Here is a 21,448-nt window from a genome sequence, read left to right as displayed (position 1 = left end):
ATCATCCGTCCCGCTCTCCCGAGGAATCCGCTCATGCCAAATCCTTCCGTCTGCGCGGCGCCCGGCGCCGCGCCTTTTTCCGTCCCGTCCGAAGCTACCCGCCTGTTGGTGGCCGCCGAGGCCATTCTCCCGCTTCTCGAAGCGGGCAACCCCTTCGACACGGGGCAAGTTCGCGCCGCGATGACTGCGGCCTTCGGTGCGAGCGATGCCGAAGGCGGCTGGGACTGGAAAACCGCCTATGATGCCTGCGAGGCGGCGCAGGTCCTGCTGCTTCGCTCATATGGCCGGGCCTTGATGACCCGGGCAGGCTCGGCCCCGAGGCGCCTCATGCTGTGGGAGCAGATCGCGCGCCGCATCCCGACGCAGACTCGCCGCTCCGAAGCCGGACAAGCCTATCAGCAATTCTCTACCCCGCTGCCGCTCGCCTATGTCGCCGCTGTGGCGGCTTCGATCGGTCCAGCCGACCTCGTGCTCGAGCCGTCCGCCGGCACCGGCATGCTCGCGAGCCATGCCGAACTCGCCGGCGCGCGCCTGGCACTCAACGAGCTCGAGCCAAGGCGTGCAGCCATCCTCGGACATCTCTTCCCCTCGTCGCAGGTTTCGCGCCACGACGGGGCAGCGATCGACGATCGTCTCGACGGGGCCGTCGTTCCCGACGTCATCTTGATGAACCCGCCTTTCTCGGCGGTCGCGAATGTCGACCGCGCGATGAAGGACGCCGCCATCCGGCACATCCGCTCGGCGCTCGCGCGGCTGAGGCCGGGCGGCCGGCTCGTGGCAATCGTGGGCGCCAATTGCGCGCCCGAGGTGCCGGCGTGGCGGGAGGCCTTCACCGGCCTGCAGGCCGAGGCGCGCCTCATATTCTCCGCCGCCATCGCCGGCAAACTCTATGCGAAGCATGGGACGACCACACCGACGCGGCTGCTCGTGTTCGACAAGCTCGCGGCCGTTGACCCTTCTTCCTTTCCGGCAAGCCGGGGCGAGGCCGCCGATCTTGCAACCTTGCTCGGCTGGGTCATCGCCGACGTCCCGCCGCGATCCACGCCGACGCCTCCGCCGGGCGCGACCGCAGCGCATCCGGTCGCCGCGCCGGAACGGACGCGAGCCGTCGCCACCGAGCGGCAGGCCCGCGCGGGGGTGGCCGAAGTCGCCCCCGAACTCGACTATCATTGCCGCGACTGGTCGGCGGCCGACGGGGTGCTCGGAGACGGCATCTACGAGCCCTATGTCCTGCAATCGCTGAGCATTCCGCATGCGAGGCCGCATCCGACCGCGCTCGTGCAATCGGCGGCGATGGCCTCGGTCGCGCCGCCGAAGCCCGGCTATCGTCCGCATCTGCCCACGAGCCTCATTGCCGATGGCATCCTCTCGGACGCGCAGATCGAGTCGATCATCTATGCCGGCGAAGCGCACAGCGGCCACATCACCGGAAGCTGGACCGTCGACGAGACCTGGGACGTTGTCACCGCGGCGAGCGACGACAATGAGGAAGCCGTTCAGTTCCGGCGCGGCTGGTTCCTCGGTGACGGAACGGGCGCCGGCAAGGGGCGCCAGGTCGCGGGGATCATCCTCGACAATTGGCTTAAGGGTCGGCGCCGCGCCGTCTGGCTGTCGGTGTCGGACCGGCTGCTCGAAGACGCGCAGCGCGACTGGACGGCCTTGGGCCGAGAGCGCCTGCTCGTCACGCCGCTTTCGCGCTACCGGCAGGGAACGCCGATCAAGCTCGCCGAGGGCATTCTCTTCACGACCTATGCGACGCTGCGCAGCCAGGCGCGCGATACAAAGGCGAGCCGGATCGAGCAGATCGTCGGATGGCTCGGACGCGATTTCGACGGCGTGATCATCTTCGACGAAGCACATGCAATGGCGAATGCTGCAGGAGGGAAGGGCACGCGCGGCGAAGCGAAACCGTCGCAGCAGGGGCGGGCTGGGCTTCGACTGCAGCACGCTCTCCCCGACGCCCGCATCGTCTATGTCTCCGCAACCGGCGCAACGACGGTTCAGAACCTCGCCTATGCGCAGCGCCTCGGCCTATGGGGGGGCGGCGACTTTCCCTTTGCGACACGCGGCGAGTTCGTGGCGGCGATCGAGGAGGGCGGCGTCGCCGCGATGGAAGTGCTCGCGCGCGATCTCAAGGCGCTCGGTCTCTACGCGGCGCGCTCACTGTCGTTCGACGGGGTCGAATATGAGCTGCTCGAGCATGCGCTGACCGACGAGGAGCGCCGCATCTATGACAGCTATGCCGGTGCCTTCCAGGTCATCCACAACAATCTCGACGCCGCGATGGAGGCGGCCGGGGTCACCAGCTCGCTCCATGGGACGCTCAACCCACAGGCCAAGTCCGCCGCGCGCTCGGCCTTCGAGAGCACGAAGCAGCGCTTCTTCAATCACCTCATCACCGCGATGCAGACGCCGAGCACGATCGCGAGCATCGCGCGCGATCTCGAAGACGGTCATGCAGCGGTCGTGCAAATCGTCTCGACTGGCGAGGCGCTGCAGGAGCGTCGGCTCGCGGAAATTCCGACCGAGGAGTGGGACGATGTGTCGGTCGACATAACGCCGCGCGAATATGTCCTCGACTATCTGCAGCACAGCTTCCCGGTCCAGCTCTACGAGCCATGCGAAGACAGCGAGGGCAATCTTTCGTCGCGCCCGGTGTTCGACGACAATGGCAACCCGGTGATGAACCGCGAAGCGGCCCGCTACCGCGACGCCATGATCGAGAAGCTCGCCGCGCTGCCGCCGGTCCCGGGTGCGCTCGACCAGATCGTCCAGCATTTCGGGCCCGACGCGGTTGCCGAGGTCACGGGCCGGTCGCGTCGGATCGTCCCGAAGGCCGATGGCGAGGGCATCGTGCGCTTCGCGGTCCAGAACCGTCCCGGCAGCGCCAACCTAGGCGAGACCCACGCCTTCATGGACGATGCCAAGCGCATCCTGGTCTTCTCGGAGGCCGGCGGCACCGGGCGCTCCTATCATGCCGACCTCGGGGTCAGGAACCAGCGCCGCAGGGTCCACTATCTGCTCGAAGCGGGCTGGAAGGCCGACACCGCGATCCAGGGCTTCGGCCGGACGAACCGCACCAATCAGAAGCAGCCGCCGCTGTTCCGTCCGGTCTCGACCGACGTGAAGGCGCAAAAGCGCTTCATCTCGACGATCGCGCGTCGTCTCGACACGCTGGGCGCGATCACCCGCGGCCAGCGTCAGACGGGCGGCCAGAATATGTTTCGGCCCGAGGACAATCTCGAGAGCGCCTACGCCCGCGATGCGCTTCGCCGCCTCTACCAGCTGCTCGTCGACGGCAAGGTCGAGGGATGCTCGCTGCTGACCTTCGAGGCGGCGACCGGTCTGTCACTTCTCGACGAGGGCGGCGGGCTCAAGGAGGAACTGCCGCCGATCACCACCTTCCTCAACCGCATGCTCGCGCTCACCATCGATCTTCAGAACATCCTGTTCGAGGCCTTCGAGGGTCTGCTCGTTGCGCGGATCGAGGGGGCGATGGCATCCGGCACTTACGAGGTCGGGCTCGAAACCCTGCGGGCGATGAGCTTCATCGTCTCGTCGCGCCAGACCATCTACACGCATCCCGGGACGGGCGCGGCGACCGAGCTTTTGACCGTCGAGAGCAAGGACCGGATCATACCGTTCGATCTCGACGAGGCGATCGAGTTTGCGGCCGGTGGGCATGGCGAACTCGTCGTGAATGCGAGGTCCGGCCGGGCGGCGCTGCGCCAGCGTGCCCGCAGCGTCATAGACGACGACGGCAATGTGCATCGCCGCATCGGGCTGCAGCGACCGGTCGAGCGCACGCTCATGCATCTCGAGGATTATGAGGCGAGCCATTGGAAGCCTTCGTCTGCCAGCGAGTTCCGATCAGTTTGGGCGGCCGAACTCGAAGGGATCCCCGAGTATGAGACATCGACGCTCTACATGGTGTCGGGGCTCCTACTGCCGATCTGGAAGCGACTCCCGAAGGAGTCCTCGCGCGTGTACCGGCTTCAGACCGACGAGGGCGAGCGGCTGATCGGGCGCAAGGTATCGGCAGGCTGGGTGGCGTCGGTGGTCCGCGACGGGCCGTGCGACCTGCCCAAGGCCGAGGCATGGCGCTTACTCGGGGCGGGCGAGGTGGCGTTCCAGCTTACCGAAGGCCAGACGCTGCGGCGCGTCCGGTCGATGAACGATTGGCGCATCGAGCTCAGCGGGTTCAACGACCTCGGCGTCGAGCGGCTCAAAGCCATGGGCTTGATCTCCGAGATCGTTTCGTGGAAGCTCAAGCTCTACGTGCCGGCAGGGGCTGCTGGCGCCGATGTGTTCGATGCGCTCGTCGATCGGTTTCCGATCCAGCGGGTCATCGACCGCAAGGCCGCCTGAAGGAGCCCCGCATGAGCAGTCCAGCTTCCGACATATCGCGACGCCTCGGGGAGAATGCCGAGGCTGTGTGCCGCCGCTATCTCTCCAACGGCCGCCGAGAAGGCCATTACTGGATGGTTGGCGACATTCGAAACGCGCCCGGGCGAAGTCTTTATGTGCGGCTCGGCGCGAGCGGAGACGGTGGGTCTCCGGGAAAATGGACCGATGCCGCGACCGGCGATCATGGCGATCTCCTCGACATCATCGCCGCGAGCTGCGGCCATGCGGGGTTTCGCGAGACGCTGGATGAGGCGCGTCGATTCCTGAGCCTGCCTCCGCCTCCCGAGATGCCCCGAAATCCTCGACCGCCAAAGGCGCCGACCGGATCGCCGGAGTCGGCTCGGCGTTTGCTGGCAGCGACAAAGCCTCTCCTCGGCACGCTTGGAGCCGAATATCTGCGCGGACGGTCGATCACCGAGCTTTGTCCCGATGCTCCTCTCCGCTTTCACCCCCACTGCTATTACCGCTCTTCCACCCACGATGATCCGGTCGGGCGGCCGGCGTGGCCGGCGATGATCGCAGCGGTGACCAATCTCGCGGGTTCGGTCACGGGCGTCCACCGAACCTGGCTCGACCCGGAGACCAAAGACAAGGCACCGGTTGCCGATCCGCGCCGCGCAATGGGCCACCTTCTCGGAAATGGCGTCCGCTTCGGAATTGCGGGGGCCGTCATGGCAGCGGGTGAAGGGATCGAGACGATGCTCTCGATCCGCCAGGTCATGCCGACCCTGCCCATGATCGCGGGACTGTCAGGCGCGCATCTTGCCGCCATCGCGTTCCCCGATGCGCTGCGGCGGCTCTATGTCGCGCTTGACGACGATCCCGCCGGCATGGTCGCACTGTCCACGCTTCGCGAACGCGCAGGAGTGGCCGGCATCGAGCTCATTCCCCTTGAGCCGCTCAATGACGACTTTAACGCTGACCTCAGGAAGCTGGGTCGAAGCGCAATGGCGGCCTCGCTCCGCCGGCAATTGGCAACCGCGGATCGCCTGCAGCTTCTTTGATTGGTGGCGGATTGCCGGGAGGGTTAGCGAGCGGCGTGGGAGCCTTGCGGCTTCTCTGTTGCGGTGCGCGCCCGGCCTTCGCGAGAGGGCGACTGCGGCAGGCGGGGCGGGGCAACAATGGCGTGCGTGCGGCTATTTTCCGCCGGGGCCTCGCGGCCCCTTTGCATCGCGAAACAAAATAGCCGCGCGCTCGCCATCCTTCGCTGCGCTTCGGTCGCGGCGCGCCGCGATGCAGCCCCGCTCCGCATGCCGCCTTCCGTCGCCACGAAGGCCGCACGAGGCGCGGCTTGGACAGACGGAGACCCATGATGCAAGGCGACGCCACCCCGCACGACTGTCCCGCCGAACCCGGCACCACGGCCTATTTGCTACAGGAGATGCAGCTCTTCGGCCACCGTCCGTTCGAAGACGAACCTGACCCGAGACCGCTTCCCGACGCGCATCTTGCCGGCGGCGCGATCGCGGACATGTTCGATGCGCTGGCCGGATGTCTCGTCGAAACCCGGATCGAGCCCGATCTCGACGACCTCCTCTGGAACCTGGTCAACATCTTCCACCGGGCCGGCGAACGTGTCGAGCGCGCGCTCGACGACAATGAGCAGCTCCAGCGCCGCCTCCAGCGCGAGCAGGACGGCAGCGAGATCCGGTCGGTCGAACTCGAGCGGGCAACCCGAGAGGGCATCTCGCTCCTCGAACGGCGCGATACCATGGAGTTCTTCCGCGAGGCAGCCGCCGAGCAGTTCCGCATCCTGCTGCGCAAGGCCTGGGCGCCGCGAACCGGGTCGCGCGCGCATCGCCGCGCGATGACGGCATCGCTGATCGACAGCCGCGATTTCCTCGACGCAAGACTTCGCGAGAAAGCCGCGGCCCTGCTACCCGAAGGAACGCGGATCGCTTTCACCGGCGGAAGCGATACCGGCGATCACAACGCCGTCTGGACTGCGCTGGACAAGGTTCGGGCGCGGCATGTCGACATGATCCTGCTTCACGGGGCGGCGCCTACGGGGGCCGAACGTGCGGCTGCCTGCTGGGCCGATAGTCGGGGCGTGGCGCAGGTCGCCTTTCGGCCCGACTGGAACCGCCATGGCAAAGCGGCCCCATTCAAGCGCAACGACCGGATGCTCGAGGCGCTGCCCGTCGGCCTCATCGTCTTTCCGGGAAGCGGCATACAGGACAATCTCGCCGACAAGGCGGCGCGGATGGGTATCCCGCTCTGGGATTTCCGGCGCGCAACGCGCTGAGCCGCAGATTGCCCGTCGCGGCGTACCGCCCGTCGTTCATCGCCGGCATCCGATGCCGCATCGATCCGCCTGCACGCTATAACGCGGCACCGCTCGGGCCGGGGAGGCGCCGTGCTTCCGCAGGCAGAAGGGCCCGTCGGGGACATCCGAGGCTTCCAGCCTGCCGGCGCCCTCCTACCGATCGGCCCCGCTCGGATATCGGTGTGCAGCCTCTCGGCGCGGCCGCGCCGCAGCTAAAGGCCCTCGGTCAATATTGCTGCTCCGGGACGCGAAGCACAAGCCCGTCGAGCCGATCATCGAGCTTGATCTGGCAGGCAAGCCGACTTTCCGTCGTGGTTCCCTCAGCAAATTGGAGCAAGTCGGCCTCCATACTGTCATCCGCCAGGCGGCCGACCCGGTCGATCCACGCAGGATCGACATGGACGTGGCAAGTTGCACAGGCGCATTGGCCTCCGCAATCGCCGTCGATGCCCGGAACCTCGTTGAACAGAGCCGCCTCGCGCGCCGTCATGCCAGGTTCGATTTCAACCGGAAACCGCCGACCGTCATGGGCGACGAAGGTGACCTTCACCATAAGATTGTGACCTTCCCTTGGTGCATCGATCAATGCGCGTGAAGTTTGACCGGCAGGCGGGTGATGCCGCGAACGAGATTGGAGAGCAGGCGTTCGGGCTCACCCACCATCTCGACAAGGCGGAAGCGCTTGTGGATCTCTTCCCAGATGATCCGCAGCTGCAGTTCGGCAAGACGGTTGCCCATGCAGCGATGGATCCCGTAGCCGAATGACAGATGCTGGCGCGGGTTCTTTCGGTCGATGATGAATTCTTCGGGCCTCTCGATCACCGTTTCGTCCCGGTTGCCCGAGAGATACCACATGACGACCTTGTCGCCCTTGGCGATGCGCTTTCCGCCGATCTCGCTATCCGCCAGCGCGGTCCGGCGCATATGGGTCAACGGGGTCTGCCAGCGGATGATCTCGGGGACCATACTGCCGATCAGCGAGGGGTGCTGGCGCAGCTTCTCATATTGATCGGGGTTCTGGTTGAGCGCGATCACACCCCCGCTGATCGAGTTGCGCGTGGTGTCGTTCCCGCCGACGATCAGCAAGAGCAGGTTGCCCAGAAATTCGAGGAAGGGCATTTCACGCGTGGCCGGCGAATTCGCCATCATCGTGATCAGGTCGCTACCCTCGGAGCGGTCGATGCGTTGATCCCAAAGGCCCTTGAAATACATGGCGCACTCGATCAGCTCCTGGCGGCGCTGCTCGTTGCTCTCGACGATGCCGGATCCCGGAATCGCGGTGGTTACGTCCGACCAGCGCGTCAGCTTGGCCCGCTCGTCCCAAGGAAAATCGAACAGCGTCGCAAGCGTCATCGTCGTCAGTTCGACCGAAACGCTCTTCACCCAGTCGATTTCTTCGCCCACCGGCAGGGAATCGAGAATGGCCCCGGCCCGTTCGCGGATCACCGGTTCGAGCAACAGCAGGTTGGATGGTGCCACTGCCGGCGTAACCGCCTTGCGCTGCGCGTCATGCTTGGGCTGGTCCATCGCGATGAACATTTCGAGCTCGAGATTGGTCGCGTCGTTGTGCATGTCCTGGATGGCGATGCCGCCCAACTTGGCTTCGGACGAAAACAGCTTGTGATTGGTATCGACCGCCATGATGTCGTTGTACCTGGTGATCGACCAATAGGGTCCGAAGGCGCTCTCCGAACAATAATGCACCGGATCCTCGCGCCGCAACCGCTCGAAGAAGGCTCCGACCTTGTCGCTCTGGAACAGGCTCGGACGAGAGACGTCGATTTCCGCAAGCGGGATTTCGGCAATTGGGCGGTCCGGTTCTTCGCGATCCGGACCGGACTGCATCGATCGCGTAGCCATGACCGCGCCACTCCCTTTCCTGTGTCGGGTGCGGCATAGGAGAAACATGCCGATTCGTCAATAATAGTATAAGCTTTTACGGGTCACTCCCCCAAGTAACCCGGCATATGACCCATGTGTTGACAATATCTCGTCGAAATCTTATCAGAATTATATGCAATCAAGCCGCAATCCCGCCCGCACCGTGGCACTCGGCAGTGGCCAGGCTCCGGCCAAGGCCAAGCGTGCGCTGGTGCTGGCTCGCGAAATAGTCGATGATATCGAGAGCAGGGCGCAAGGACCCGGAGACCGGCTGCCCCCCGAAGACGTCATGCTGGCGCGCTACGATGTGGCGCGGGCAACGCTTCGCGAGGCGCTGCGCTTTCTTGAATTGCAGGGTGTCATCCACCTCGCCCAGGGCCGGGGGGGCGGGCCGGTCATCACGCGACCCCAGACCGCCGATTTCGCCAGTTCGATGGCGTTGATCCTCCAATTCATGGACACCGATCTTCGGGCGCTGCTCGAGTTGCGCGAGGCGGTCGCCCCGACGGTTGCGGCGCGGGCGGCCGAAATGGCAACCGTCGCGGATCTCGCCGCGCTCGAGGATTGCCTGGGACGACTCGAGCGCGAGCGAGACGGAGCGGAATTCGAGGAAACCAATCGCCGGTTTCACGATCTGCTGGGCTGGGCCAGCGGCAACCCCACATTTGGCCTGCTTGTCTCCGCACTGCACTTGTTGACCCGCAACATGTCGATAAGCCTGGGCTATTCGGCCCAGGAACGCGACACCCAGCTGCGGTGCCTTGGCCGCGTGCTGCACGCCGTCCGGATGCGCGATGCGGCGGGCGCGCGCCGCCAGATGGAGCGGCTGATCGCTGGTTCGACAACCTACCTGGCCGAGCGCAGTCCCGATCTGCTCGCGCAAAAGGTGCGCTGGGGGAACGCAAGCAGGCTAGCTTGAAGGGAGAGAGGCAATGGCCTTGAACAGCCGCATTTGTGAGTTGCTGAAGATCGATTACCCGATCGTGCTTGCGGGAATGGGCGGGGCAAGCGTTCCGGCGCTGGCGGCTGCGGTTTCCAATGCCGGCGGGCTGGGCGTGCTTGGCGCCGCGGCCTGCGCGCCCGAGCGGCTGCGGGCATGGATTCGCCAGATCCGCGAACTGACAGACAAACCGTTCGGGGTCGATACGCTGCTCCCTGCCTCGGTACGCCGCGGCAAGCCCGCCCCAGATGGCGCGGCGCCCGTCGATCCGATGGAGCTTGCTGCCGAATATCGCCAGTTCGCTGAGGAATTCATGGCCCGCGAGGGGTTGGCCAAGGCCGATAGCGAGGCGGCGCGACGCGCGATCGGCGGACGGGATGCAGAAGGCGGCCCGCCGCTCTTCTCGAAGGAGTTCTTCGAGGCGCAGATGGAAGTCGTGATCGAGGAAAAGGTGCCGGTCTACGCCGCCGGGCTCGGTAACCCCGGCCCGTGGATGGACCGGCTCCACGCAAACGGGACCATCGTCATGGCGGTTGTCGGCAAGGTCCAGCACGCGCGCCAGGTGGTCGAGAGCGGTATCGACGTGATCGTCGCCCAGGGCCATGACGGCGGGGGGCATAATTCGCCGATCGGGACGATCTCGCTGATCCCGCAGGTGGTCGATGCCGTCGGCGACAGGGTGCCGGTGCTCGGCGCGGGCGGCATATCCGATGGCCGGGGGGTCGCCGCTGCCTTCATGCTGGGTGCCGAAGGGGCCTGGGTTGGCACGGCATTCCTTGCCACGGAAGAGGCGGGGATCGAGGACTTCCAGAAGGAGGCGATCGTCGAAGGCGGCGATTCCGATACCGTGGTCAGTCGTTCGATCACCGGCAAGCCGGCACGAATGATCCGGAACAAATGGGCTGACGCGTGGGTCGCGGCAGGCAAGGAACCTTTGCCGATGCCATATCAGTCGATGATCGCCGGCCCGGTCATGGCCGCCGGTATCGAGGCAAGGCGCAAAGATATTCTCCCCGGGTTCGCCGGGCAGGGCATCGGCCTGATCCACGCGGTGCGCCCCGCGGCTTCGGTCATGGCCGATCTGGTTTCCGAGGCCGAGAAGGCCCTCGCGCTGGCCAGCCGTTTTCGCTGACCCGGTGGCGAGGCGCGTGAACGGTTTTTCCGACAAGGCCGCGATTACCGGAATTGGCGAGACCGATTTCGTCAAGGGCAGCGAACGCAGCGCGGTCGACATGATGCTGGAGGCCTCGCGTCGCGCGATCGCCGACGCGGGGCTCAAACCGGGAGACATCGACGGCATGGTCCCGCCGCCGATCTATACGACCTCGGAGGAAATGGCCGCCAATTTGGGGATCCACGTGCTGCGTTACGCAGCCACCGTCCACATGGGCGGAGCCAGTCCCACGACCGCACTGCAAAATGCGGCCATGGCTATCGCGTCTGGTCTGTGCGACCATGTTCTTGTCACGCTTGGCTGGAACGGTTTTTCCGCGCTGCGACCAAAAGCCGGCGCACCGCCGACCCGGTCGATGAACATGACCACGCTCACCAACACGATCCAGGGCTATTACATCCCCTATGGTGTGTTTCTGCCGGTGCAGATGTACGCCTGGCTGGCGACCCGCCACTCGCGGCTGTTCGGAGTAGGGCCGGAGGCAATGGGCGCCGTGGCGCTGGCCTGCCGAAAACATGCCCAGCTGAATCCCAGGGCCTATACCTACGGGCGGCCATTGGACTGGGATACCTACGCGACCTCCCGCTGGATCTCCGAACCCTTTCGGCTTTATGATTGCTGCCTCGAAACCGACGGAGCCTGCGCGGTGGTGGTCTCGCGGATCGACCGCGCGCGCGACATGCCGCACGTGCCCGTGACGATCGCCGGAGCGGCCGAAGGGCACCCCTATCCCGCCGACGACATTCCCTCCCGCCCGGATCCGTTCAAGATCGGACTCTCCTACGCCGCTCCGAAAGCGTTCGCGATGGCCGGCATGACCCGCGAGGACATGGATTTCCTGCAAATCTACGACTGTTTCACTTATGTCGTGCTGCTGCAGCTCGAAGCGCTGGGGTACTGCGAGCCGGGCGGGCAGCTCGATTTCGTCCGGGACGGGCAGATCGAGCTGGGCGGGCGCTATCCACTCAATACCCATGGCGGACTGCTCAGCGAGGCCCATGTCTGGGGCCTCAACCATGTGGTCGAGGCGGTCCGCCAGCTGCGCCATGACTGCGGAGATCGGCAGGTCGAGAACGCCCAGACCGGCCTCGTCACCGGCTGGGGCGATCTGGGCGACGGCAGCATCGCCATCTTGCGGAGGTTCTCATGAGCGGGGATAGCGAACTTCCTCCCAAGCTGCGCCCCGATGCGCAGGCCGTTCCGGCGAAGCCGCGTCCGCGTCCGCAGGACCCCGTCGAACAGGAATTCTGGAGATTGTGCCAGGACGGCCGGCTGCATTTCCAGCGTTGCGCCTCCTGCGGCACCTGGCGGCACCTTCCCCGCTATATGTGTGCACGCTGCGGCTCCCCCGATTTCGCCTGGCAGCCCAGCAGCGGCAAAGGCACCTTATTCTCTTGGACCGTTACGCATCAGGCCCTGCACCCGGCTTTCGCCGACGAAATCCCGCTCGTTGCCGCGGTCGTCGAGCTCGAGGAAGGGGTGCGGATGGCCTCGAGACTGATCGAATGCTCTCCCGACGCGCTCGAACTCGACATGCCGGTCGAACTGACCTTCGAGACGCTGGGCGACGATTTCCGGTTGCCGGTGTTCCAGCCGGCCGCGCCTGGAGACATTGCGCCATGAACCTCGAATATGGGCCCGAATATGAGCGCTTCCGCGACGAAGTGCGCGATTTTCTCGCCGGCAACAGGCACCGCGCACCGCACGCGTCGCAGCGCGCCGCCCGGCCCGATGCCGCTGCGGTTGCCTGGCAGAAGCTGCTGATCGAGCATGGCTACACCGCCAGGACCATCCCGGGAGAATATGGCGGCTACGGGGCCGAACCCGATATATTGAAGGCCCGGATCATCGCGGAGGAGTTCGCCCGCGCGGGCGTCCCGGCCGGGCTTTCCAACCAGGGCATTTCGATGCTTGTTCCCACGCTGCTCGAGCTGGGCACCGAAGAGCAGAAGCGCCGCTGGATCGAGCCGACCTTGCGGGGCGAAATCGTCTGGTGCCAAGGCTATTCGGAACCCGGCGCAGGGTCGGATCTTGCCAGCCTGCGCACCAGCGCCCGCGAGGAAGATGGTCACTTCGTGATCAACGGGCAGAAGATCTGGACCAGTACCGCGCGGCAGGCCGACATGATCTTCTGTCTGGTGCGGACCGAGGCCGAGGCGCCCAAGCACGCGGGTATTTCCTATCTGATCTTCCCGATGGATCTGCCGGGGATCGAGGTTCGTCCGCTCAAGACGATGACCGGACGCGCCGAATTCAACGAGACCTTCTTCACCGACGTCCGGGTACCGGTCGATCAGATCGTGGGCCAGCGCGGCCAGGGCTGGTTTGTCGCCAATGCCACGCTTGGCCATGAACGCGGGATGCTGGGCGATCCCGATGCCCTTGAAAACAGGTTGCTGGCCCTGATCCGGCTGATGCGGGACGAACGGGTCGGATCGGCCCGGGCGATAGACGATCCCGTGCTGCGCGACCGCCTCGTCGCCCTGCAGGCGGAGGTCGCGGCGATGAAGTACAACGGGATGCGCGTGCTTTCGAACCAGCTCAAGGGCGACGCGGGGGGCATGGCGAAGCTGATCGTCAAGCTGCAGAGTTGCGAGCTGGCGCATCAGATCTCGGCCCTGGCGATCGACGCGATGGGCGAAATGGGCATCCTCTACAGCGACAGTCCGCGCGTGCGCGAGGGCGGGACATGGCAGTGGAACTACATGTTCCAGCTGGGTCTCATCATCGGCGGCGGCACGGCCCAGATTCAGAAGAACATCATCGCCGAACGTGGCCTCGACATGCCGCGCGAGCCGCGACTTGCGCTGGCCTCTGCCGAGGGCCGGAAGGACGTGGCCTGATGGATTTCGGTCTTTCCTCCGAACAGGAGATGCTCGGCGAAACGGTCCGGCGCTGCCTCGCGGAAACCTGCCCCCTCGATCATGTGCGCTTCTGTGTGGATGCGGGCAGCGCGGTCAGCGATCGTGTCATGGCTGCTTTCCATGAAATCGGGCTGACCGGCCTGATGGTTCCCGAAGCGCATGGCGGACTGGGAATGACGATGCTCGATGCGGCGGTGGTCGCCGAACAGCTCGGTCGGGCCGTGGCGCCCGTACCGTTTCTGGGGCGCAGCGTGCTCGCCCCGCTCGCGCTGATGCTGGCAGGCTCGCCCGCGCAGCAGGCCGACTGGCTACCCCGGATTGCCTCCGGCGCGGCGCGCTTCGGCGTCGCGATCGCAGGCATCGTCGAAGAGCGTGATGGTGCTTCGGTCCGGATCGAAGACGGCGGGCTGACCGGCACCGCGCTGTTCGCGCTCGACTTCGAGGGGGCGGACCATTTCATTGTCGCCGATGCGTCGGGGCGCCTTCACCTGCTTGCTGCCGCGACGACCGGGGTCGAACCGATCGCCTTGCAGACGATCGATGCGACGCGAAGCGTAGGAGAATTGCGGTTGACCGGCGCGGCGGCCGAGCCCCTTGCCGACGACGGCGGACTTGCGACGCGGCGGCTGCGCGACGCCGGCCGGATATTGCTAGCGGCAGATAGCCTTGGCGCGGGCGAAGCGATGATCGAGCAGGCGGTTGCCTATGCCGCAGAGCGTGAGCAGTTCGGGCGGGTCATCGGCAGTTTTCAGGCGGTCAAGCACATGTGCGCCGAGATGGCGGCGCGGCACGAACCATGCCGTGCGTTGGTGTGGTACGCCGCGCATGCCTTCGACGTCCTTCCCGACGAGGCGGCACTCACGGCCTGTTTCGCGAAATCGCATACAGGCGAGGTCCACCGCTTCGTGGCGAGGACGGCTACGGAGGTGCACGGCGGCATGGGCTTTACCGACCTGCTTGGTCTGCACTTCTGGTTCAAGCGGATCGGCTTCGACCGCCAGCTTCTGGGCGGACCGGAGCGGGTCAGGGCTGAAGCGGCGCAGCTTCAAGGATTGAACGCGGCGACACGATAAGGCGGGAGAGAGGAAGAGAATGACTGCTTGGAACTTTGGCGACATTCTCGATGCGATCGAACCCGTGCTCCCGCACGACGCCCCCGCGCTGATCCATGGGGACCGGCTGATCACCTGGCCGGAAATGTCCGCCCGGTCCAACAATCTTGGGCGCGCGCTGCGCAATGAGGGGATCGAAGCCGGGGCCAAGGTCGCCTTCTACATGCGGAACCGCCCGGAATATGGCGAAACGATGGCGGCCTGCTTCAAGGCTCGGCTGACCCACGTCAATATCAACTATCGTTACAAGCCCGACGAGGTGCTTTACATCTTCGACGATTCCGATGCCGAGGTGATCGTCTACAGCAGCGAATTCCGCGATTGCATCGTCGAACTGAAGGACCGCCTCGGCAAGGTCCGGATCTTTGTCGAAATCGGCGATCCGGCGGAAATCGCCTCTTTTGCCGAACCCTATGAAGCACTGGCGACGCAAGGAGACGGATCGCGGCTGGACGTGGTCCGTTCTCCCGACGACATGCTGTTCATCTACACGGGCGGCACCACGGGCATGCCCAAAGGTGTGATGTGGCGGCACGACGACCTTCGGAGGGCGCAACTCGATACCGCCGGTTTGCTCGGCCCGGCGCCCCTGGACCTGGATGATACGGTCGATATGATCCGCGCCGACGGCCCTGGCCGGATCTTTCTCCCTGCCTGCCCGATGATGCATGGAACCGGCCTTCTATCTGCCCTCGGCGCGATGATGGGAGGTGGCTGCATCGTCACGCTCGACAGTCCGTCGTTCGATGCAGCCGAGCTATGGCGCGGAGTCGAGAAGCACGCCGTGCAGTCCATCGCGATCGTCGGCGATGCCTTCGCCAAGCCAATGCTGGCCGCTCTGGACGACGCGCCGGAGCAATTCGATACCTCAAGCCTGGGCTCGATCATCTCATCGGGCGTCATGTGGAGCCGCGAGGTCAAGGAAGGGTTGATCCGGCACATCCGGCAAGTGGCGTTGATGGACGCCTTCGGTGCATCCGAAGGGCTGGGTTACGGACTGTCGGTGACCACCGCTCAGGGGTCCGTCCAGACCGCGAGGTTCGTGATCGGCGAGCATTGCGACATATTCGACGAAAATGACGCCAGGGTCGAAGCGGGGAGCGGGATTCCCGGCTTCATTGCCCGCAAGGGCGCCATACCGGCAGGCTATTACAAGGACCCGGAAAAGTCTGCGAAGACGTTTCGGACCATTGACGGTGTGCGCTACTCGATCCCCGGCGACTGGTGCCGGGTGGAGGCCGATGGCAGCCTCACTCTGCTTGGACGGGGAAGCGTCTGCATCAACACGGCCGGCGAAAAAGTCTATCCCGAGGAAGTCGAGGAGGTGCTCAAGACCCATAAGTCCGTGTCCGATGCGCTCGTCGTTGGCGTACCGGACGAGAAATGGGGCCAGGCGGTGACCGCGGTGGTTCGCCTCGAGGAGAGCGCCGAGTTCGACGAGACCGAGATCAAGGCGCACGTCCGCAAGCGTCTGGCGGGCTACAAGACCCCGAAGTCGGTTTACCGTGCCACCATCCCGCTGCGCGCGTCGAACGGAAAGGCCGACTATGCCGCGGTAAGAGACTTCGCGATATCGCAAGGCGCGACGACGTGAACAACGGACCGGTTGGCGACTGTGAGGCGTTGATCGTCGGCGCCGGCTTCAGCGGGGTCTACCTGCTCCACCGGTTGCGCGAGGCGGGCTTCGATGCGAGGCTGATCGATGCAGCCGACGAGCCGGGCGGCATCTGGTACTGGAATTGCTATCCCGGCGCGCGCGTCGATTCGCAGGTGCCGATCTACGAATATTCGATCCCCGAGCTGTGGCGCGACTGGACCTGGCGCGAACGCTATCCCGGATGGCGTGAGCTGCGCGCCTATTTCCGCCATGTCTGCGACCGCCTGTCGCTCTGGTCGCACATCACCATGGGGACCCGGGTGGCAAGCGCCCACTGGGACGAGAGCGAGCGCATCTGGCGCGTGACGACGGACGGCGGCGATATGTTGCGGGCGCGCTACCTGCTGCCATGCCTTGGCTTTGCGGCACAGGCCCATGTGCCCGAGATCGCGGGATTGGAAAGCTTCGCGGGGGAATGGCACCACACGGCGCACTGGCCGCAGCAGGGGCTGTCCATGGCCGGCCGGAAGGTGGCGATCATCGGCACCGGAGCCAGCGGAGTCCAGGTGGCGCAGGAAGCGGCCGCCGAAGCGGCGCAGGTCACCCTGCTGCAGCGCACGCCAATCCTCGCGCTGCCGATGCGACAGGAAACTCTGACGATCGCGCAACAGGAGCGGGAGAAGCTTGGCTATCCGGCGATCTTTGCAGCTCGCCTTCAGACCTCTGGCGGTTTCGATACGGGCAGCGTCGACACTTCGGCGCTCGATGTCGATGCGGAGGCAAGGCGATGCTTGTTCGAAAAGCAATGGCAGGCTGGGGGTTTGCGTTTCTGGTACGCCAATTTCGCCGATCTGCTGACCAGCGAACAAGCCAACCGCCACGCCTATGATTTCTGGCGCGACAAGGTGAGGGCGCGAATTGCCGATCCGGCCTTGCACGAAACCCTGGCACCAAGCGAACCGCCGCACCCGTTCGGAACCAAGCGTCCCTCGCTCGAGCGAAACTATTACGAGATATTCGCTCAGGAAAATGTCGCGCTGGTGGACCTCGCGCGGACACCGGTGCAGCGGATCATAGCCGAGGGGATCGAAACCGACGACGGGTTGATCGAATGCGACCTGATCGTTTTCGCTACCGGCTTCGATGCCGGACGCGGCGGCCTGATGCAGATCGATATTCGGGGCCGGAATGATCTCAGACTTGCCGACACCTGGCGCGAACAGGTGACTGCCTATCTCGGCTATGCCGTGCACGGCTTCCCCAACCTGGCCTATCTCTACGGGCCGCTGAGCCCGTCGGGTTTCGCCAACGGCCCGACGGCAGCGGAAATCCAGGGGGACTGGGTCCGGGATTTTCTGGTGACGCTGCGCGACCGCGGCTTCACGCGGTTTGAAGCGGAAGAGGATGCCGAGCGTGAATGGACCGAGGGGGTCGCCGCGATCGGGTCCATGACGCTCTTTCCCCGGGCAATGTCCTGGTACATGGGCGACAATATTCCTGGTAAACCTCGACAATTGCTCAACTATCCCAGCGTGATCGGTTTCGCCAAGATTTCCGAAGACGTGGCAGCGGACGGGTATCGCGGCTTCGCGCTGGCATGAACGAAAGCAACGACCGATGACCGAGACTGTCCCCGATATCGTGCAAGAATGGGTATCTGACCCGTCGGTCCTGCCGGACTGGTTTGTCGCGGCGCTGGCGGTTCCGCGCGAGGAAGGCTTCGTGACAGTCGATGGCGTGCGCATTCACTATTTCCGATGGGGTAATCCCGCGGCGCCGCCGGTCCTGATGACCCACGGCTTCCTGTCGCACGCCCGCTGCTTTGCCTTCATCGCGCCATTCCTGTCCCGCGATTACCACATAGTCGCCTACGATCTTTCCGGCATGGGCGACAGCGACGTGCGCCCCGACTGCGACATGGCGGCGCGCGGGCGCGAGATGATCGGGGTCGCCAATGCCCTTGGCCTGTTCGGCCACGCTCGCAAACCCATCCTGGTAGCGCACAGCTTCGGGTCGGCCGTAGCCCTGCAGGCTCTCGAACTCGCGCCGGCCGCATTTGCGGGAGTGATAATCTGTGACATGATGATTCTACGCCCGTCGGAACTGGAAAAATATTGGAGCAACGGCCGCAGCAGTCCCGGCTCGGGCGATCCCGACAAGCCTCATCGGCGCTATCCCGATTACGCGAGTGCGCGGTCCAGGTTCGTGCTGGCCCCGCCACAGCCGGTGGGCGAACCTTTTCTGATGGATTACATGGCCTATCATGCGCTCCGCCGCCAACGGGCCGAGTGGGTGTGGAAATTCTCCCCGGCAGTCTTCCGGCGCGACAATTCTCGCCGCCTGTGGCTCGAAATCGGTCCCCGGCTGATCGCCGCACCTGGTCGAAAGGCGATTGTCCACGGCGAGCAGAGCCAGCTCTTCACGCCCGATTCCCACCTCTACGTGCGCGAACTGGGAGGGGAAGATATCCCCATCATCGCGATTCCGGACGCACAACATCACTTGATGCTCGACCAACCTCTCGCCTTTGCCGCTGCCTTGCGGGCACTGATCGAAGAGTGGTCCAAGGGTGACGGTTCGATGCGCGCGGCAGCAGCAGATGTTCGGCAGGACCCGATGGGCACGGCGGGAAGCAACTGAATTGCGCGCGCACCAAAGTGTTTCGATGCAGCTCGACCCAAGGAGACACATATGACCAATGCACCCCAGGTTCCCGAACCGAAGCCCGCCGCGACGTTGCTCCTGGTCCGCGACCAGCCCGAGTTTCAGGTCCTGATGGTCAAGCGCCATCACCAGATCGATTTTGCATCCGGAGCCTTGGTCTTTCCAGGCGGCAAGACGCATGATGGCGACAAGGACGAGCGTTGGTCCGAGCATGCGATCGGGTGGAACAATCTGGATGCGGTCCAGCGAACCCTGCGCATCGGGGCGATCCGCGAGGCATTCGAGGAAACGGGGATTCTGCTGGCGCAGACCGCCCAAGGCGCGCCGTTTGAGGGCGCTTGCGACGCATCGGCGCGCAGCGCGGTCGAGACGGGCGAAATCGCTTTCATCGATGTGGTTCGCGAATTGGGCGTGCGCCTCGATCTCGATGCACTTGCCACCTTCGCCCGGTGGATTACCCCGATTATCATGCCCAAGCGGTTCGATACCTGGTTCTACACCATAAGCGCGCCGCCGAGACAGGTGGCGGCCTGTGACGGACGCGAGACCGTCGATGTGGAATGGATCTCGCCGCGGGAGGCGATCCGATTGGCGGCGGCGGGCGAGCGGACCATCATCTTTCCGACCTTGATGAACCTGCAGCTGCTCGCCGAGGCAGAAAGTGCGGAGGATTGCATTTCGCGCGCAAGGCAACGCAGGCTCGTGACCGTGCTGCCCGAGGTCTCGGAAGAGAATGGAGAACCCGTTCTGGTGCTGCCGCCCGACGCTGGATACGGTCCCGTTTCGATGCCCCTGAAGAATCTGGGCGCCTGATTCCAGGGGACCTGCCGCTAGCGGGCGAAGGTTGAAATCGGTCGAACGCCGGCCGATCTCTCGAAATAATGGCCTCAATCTGGTTATATCTTCCGAATATATTTGAATAATATGGACTTGTCCCGCATTTTCAGATTCTCCCAAGATCGCCTTGACCAGCGGCGATCGACCGTTGCGGGCCGGCCAGCCTTGTGAGAGGGCAGGGGTCGCCTGCACTGACGAGGAGCACGCGGACCGGGCAGGTCGGAAACGCCGGTCGGCGCGCTATAGGTCATAATGCCGACGATGGACGCCGCGCATGCATTTGCGCTCGACGTCAGTCATGTAAAGGACGGGGCGGCGCTCGCCGACCTCCTGTCAGAGGCCTGCCGCGCCATGGGCTGCTCCTGGTTCGCGCTGAGCCATCACGTCGATTTTCTCGCTGCGCCCGATCGCGGCATTCGCATCCATAACTATCCCGAGGAATGGGCGCATTGGTTCGACGAGCGGAAACTCGGCGTGACCGATCCGGTCCATCGTGCGAGCCAGCGGAGTTCGGCGGGGTTCCTGTGGCACGATATGAAGCCGTTGGCAGGCGAACGGCGCGAGGACGAGATGATCCTCGGCGAGGCGCTACGGCACGGCATTGGCGACGGGCTCACGGTCCCCGCTCATATTCCCGGCGATGCGCATGGATCGGTATCGTTCGCCTGGAAGCCGGGGATCGCGGCGAACGCCGATGCGCTGCAGTTCGCTCGCATGATCGGAGGCGCGGCCTTCGATGCTGCGCGGCAAATCGGCAATCCGGCCCTCGCGCGCATCGCGCCGCGGCTCACCGATCGGCAGCGCGAATGCCTGATATGGGCCGCCAAGGGGGAACCGGTCTGGAAGATCGGGCTTATTCTCGGTCTCAGTCCCGATACGGTCCGCGAGCATCTGCGCAATGCGCGCCAGCGTTATGAGGCGAATGGCGGGATCACGCTGACCGTGCGGGCGCTGTACGATGGCGACATCAGCTTCGAGGACATCGCGAAGCGCTGAGAAAAATCGTGGACACCCCCCTATCATGCTATGGTGCGGGTCCGAAAAGCCGTTCAATTGGAACGCCTCTTTCAGAAGGAGGCTTATCCATGCTGCTAATCGTCGACCAACAAAACCGGACCCGCGAGCACCTGGTGCTGAGATCCATGTTCGAGGCGCGCAAGCGCGTCTTCATCGATCTCCTGAAATGGGACCTGCCCGCGCTCGCCGGCCGCTACGAGCTCGACCAGTTCGACAATGAGGACGCGATCTACCTGATCGTCGCGACCGAGGAGGGCGATCATCTCGCCTCGGCCCGCCTGCTGCTGACGACCCGGCCCGCGCTGCTCGACACGCTGTTTCCGGGTCTCGTCGAGGGTGAGGTGCCGCAAGGTCCCGATGTGCTCGAGATCACGCGCTTCTGCCTGTCGCCGGGCATCGGGGCGCGCGAGCGCAGGATCGCACGCGACGCGCTCCTGGTAGGCCTCGCCGAGTTCGCCCTCGCCAATGGCGTACGCACCTACACCGGCGTCGCCGAGCTCCCTTGGTTCCGCCAGATCCAGACTTTCGGCTGGGACTGCCGCGCCCTTGGCGAACCCGTGCTCCATCGGGGACAAGCGCTCGCGGCGCTGCGGATCGAGATCGACGCCTCGACGATTGCCAAGCTCGCTGCGGCCGGCATCGCCAGCGACGCCGCGGCGACCGACGCCGCCTGCGCCGCGTGAGGAGAG

Annotated in this window: 17 protein-coding genes; 15 read left to right on the top strand and 2 right to left on the bottom strand. The window is 65.0% G+C overall.

The genetic code is table 11. The features are described 5' to 3' along the window. Positions 1-33 precede the first annotated feature (33 nt). The 3 genes from IR187_RS05955 to IR187_RS05945 all read left to right on the top strand — a co-directional run bounded on the left by IR187_RS05955 (position 34) and on the right by IR187_RS05945 (position 6,652). A complete protein-coding gene (locus IR187_RS05955; protein ID WP_194953771.1) occupies positions 34-4,368 on the top strand; it encodes a strawberry notch-like NTP hydrolase domain-containing protein in 4,335 nt (1,444 codons plus the stop codon). Between the two features lie 11 nt (positions 4,369-4,379). Beyond that, on the top strand, positions 4,380-5,411 hold the full coding sequence (locus IR187_RS05950; protein WP_058807750.1) for a DUF7146 domain-containing protein: 1,032 nt from the start codon (positions 4,380-4,382) through the stop codon (positions 5,409-5,411). 308 nt (positions 5,412-5,719) lie between these two features. Continuing rightward, positions 5,720-6,652, top strand: a complete 933-nt coding sequence (locus IR187_RS05945; protein ID WP_058807811.1) for a DUF2493 domain-containing protein — start codon at positions 5,720-5,722, stop codon at positions 6,650-6,652. 247 nt (positions 6,653-6,899) lie between these two features. Here IR187_RS05945 and IR187_RS05940 read toward each other — a convergent pair whose 3' ends face one another. Together IR187_RS05940 and IR187_RS05935 are read right to left on the bottom strand one after the other, a co-directional pair. After that, the gene (locus IR187_RS05940) at positions 6,900-7,226 is read right to left on the bottom strand and encodes a 2Fe-2S iron-sulfur cluster-binding protein (RefSeq protein ID WP_058807751.1); all 327 of its coding nucleotides are present in this window, start codon (positions 7,224-7,226) and stop codon (positions 6,900-6,902) included. A 29-nt stretch (positions 7,227-7,255) separates the two neighbouring features. Then, a complete protein-coding gene (locus IR187_RS05935) occupies positions 7,256-8,533 on the bottom strand; it encodes a cytochrome P450 (protein ID WP_228765585.1) in 1,278 nt (425 codons plus the stop codon). Positions 8,534-8,687: 154 nt separating this feature from the next. Between IR187_RS05935 and IR187_RS05930 the strand changes: the two genes are divergently transcribed. The 12 genes from IR187_RS05930 (at position 8,688) to IR187_RS05875 (ending at position 21,442) form a co-directional block, all read left to right on the top strand. Then, a complete protein-coding gene (locus IR187_RS05930; RefSeq protein ID WP_058807753.1) occupies positions 8,688-9,473 on the top strand; it encodes a FadR/GntR family transcriptional regulator in 786 nt (261 codons plus the stop codon). A 13-nt stretch (positions 9,474-9,486) separates the two neighbouring features. Further along, complete coding sequence (locus tag IR187_RS05925) at positions 9,487-10,626, top strand: NAD(P)H-dependent flavin oxidoreductase (protein WP_058807754.1); 1,140 nt, start codon at positions 9,487-9,489, stop codon at positions 10,624-10,626. Between the two features lie 16 nt (positions 10,627-10,642). Next, entirely contained in the window at positions 10,643-11,818 is a 1,176-nt protein-coding gene (locus IR187_RS17090; protein ID WP_058807755.1) for a thiolase C-terminal domain-containing protein, read from the top strand. Further along, on the top strand, positions 11,815-12,291 hold the full coding sequence (locus IR187_RS05915) for a Zn-ribbon domain-containing OB-fold protein (RefSeq protein WP_058807756.1): 477 nt from the start codon (positions 11,815-11,817) through the stop codon (positions 12,289-12,291). The genes IR187_RS17090 and IR187_RS05915 overlap by 4 nt, the downstream gene beginning before the upstream one ends. After that, a complete protein-coding gene (locus IR187_RS05910) occupies positions 12,288-13,511 on the top strand; it encodes an acyl-CoA dehydrogenase family protein (protein WP_058807757.1) in 1,224 nt (407 codons plus the stop codon). The genes IR187_RS05915 and IR187_RS05910 overlap by 4 nt, the downstream gene beginning before the upstream one ends. Then, positions 13,511-14,605, top strand: a complete 1,095-nt coding sequence (locus IR187_RS05905) for an acyl-CoA dehydrogenase family protein (RefSeq protein ID WP_058807758.1) — start codon at positions 13,511-13,513, stop codon at positions 14,603-14,605. The genes IR187_RS05910 and IR187_RS05905 overlap by 1 nt, the downstream gene beginning before the upstream one ends. 19 nt (positions 14,606-14,624) lie before the next feature. Then, on the top strand, positions 14,625-16,238 hold the full coding sequence (locus IR187_RS05900) for an acyl-CoA synthetase (RefSeq protein WP_058807759.1): 1,614 nt from the start codon (positions 14,625-14,627) through the stop codon (positions 16,236-16,238). Next, complete coding sequence (locus tag IR187_RS05895; protein WP_058807760.1) at positions 16,235-17,842, top strand: flavin-containing monooxygenase; 1,608 nt, start codon at positions 16,235-16,237, stop codon at positions 17,840-17,842. The genes IR187_RS05900 and IR187_RS05895 overlap by 4 nt, the downstream gene beginning before the upstream one ends. Positions 17,843-17,858: 16 nt before the next feature. After that, the gene (locus tag IR187_RS05890) at positions 17,859-18,881 is read left to right on the top strand and encodes an alpha/beta hydrolase (protein ID WP_082662786.1); all 1,023 of its coding nucleotides are present in this window, start codon (positions 17,859-17,861) and stop codon (positions 18,879-18,881) included. Between the two features lie 135 nt (positions 18,882-19,016). Further along, the gene (locus tag IR187_RS05885; RefSeq protein WP_228765584.1) at positions 19,017-19,718 is read left to right on the top strand and encodes an NUDIX hydrolase; all 702 of its coding nucleotides are present in this window, start codon (positions 19,017-19,019) and stop codon (positions 19,716-19,718) included. 285 nt (positions 19,719-20,003) lie between these two features. Then, positions 20,004-20,738, top strand: coding sequence for a helix-turn-helix transcriptional regulator (locus IR187_RS05880; protein WP_058807762.1), 735 nt, complete (start codon positions 20,004-20,006; stop codon positions 20,736-20,738). Positions 20,739-20,827: 89 nt separating this feature from the next. After that, on the top strand, positions 20,828-21,442 hold the full coding sequence (locus IR187_RS05875) for an acyl-homoserine-lactone synthase (protein WP_058807763.1): 615 nt from the start codon (positions 20,828-20,830) through the stop codon (positions 21,440-21,442). The last annotated feature ends 6 nt before the right edge of the window (positions 21,443-21,448 follow it).

The sequence above is a fragment of the Sphingopyxis solisilvae genome, assembly GCF_015475875.1.
GTDB lineage: Bacteria > Pseudomonadota > Alphaproteobacteria > Sphingomonadales > Sphingomonadaceae > Sphingopyxis > Sphingopyxis solisilvae.
The sequence above is the reverse complement of the archived record's forward strand: the minus strand, read 5'-3'. Positions and strand labels throughout refer to the sequence as shown.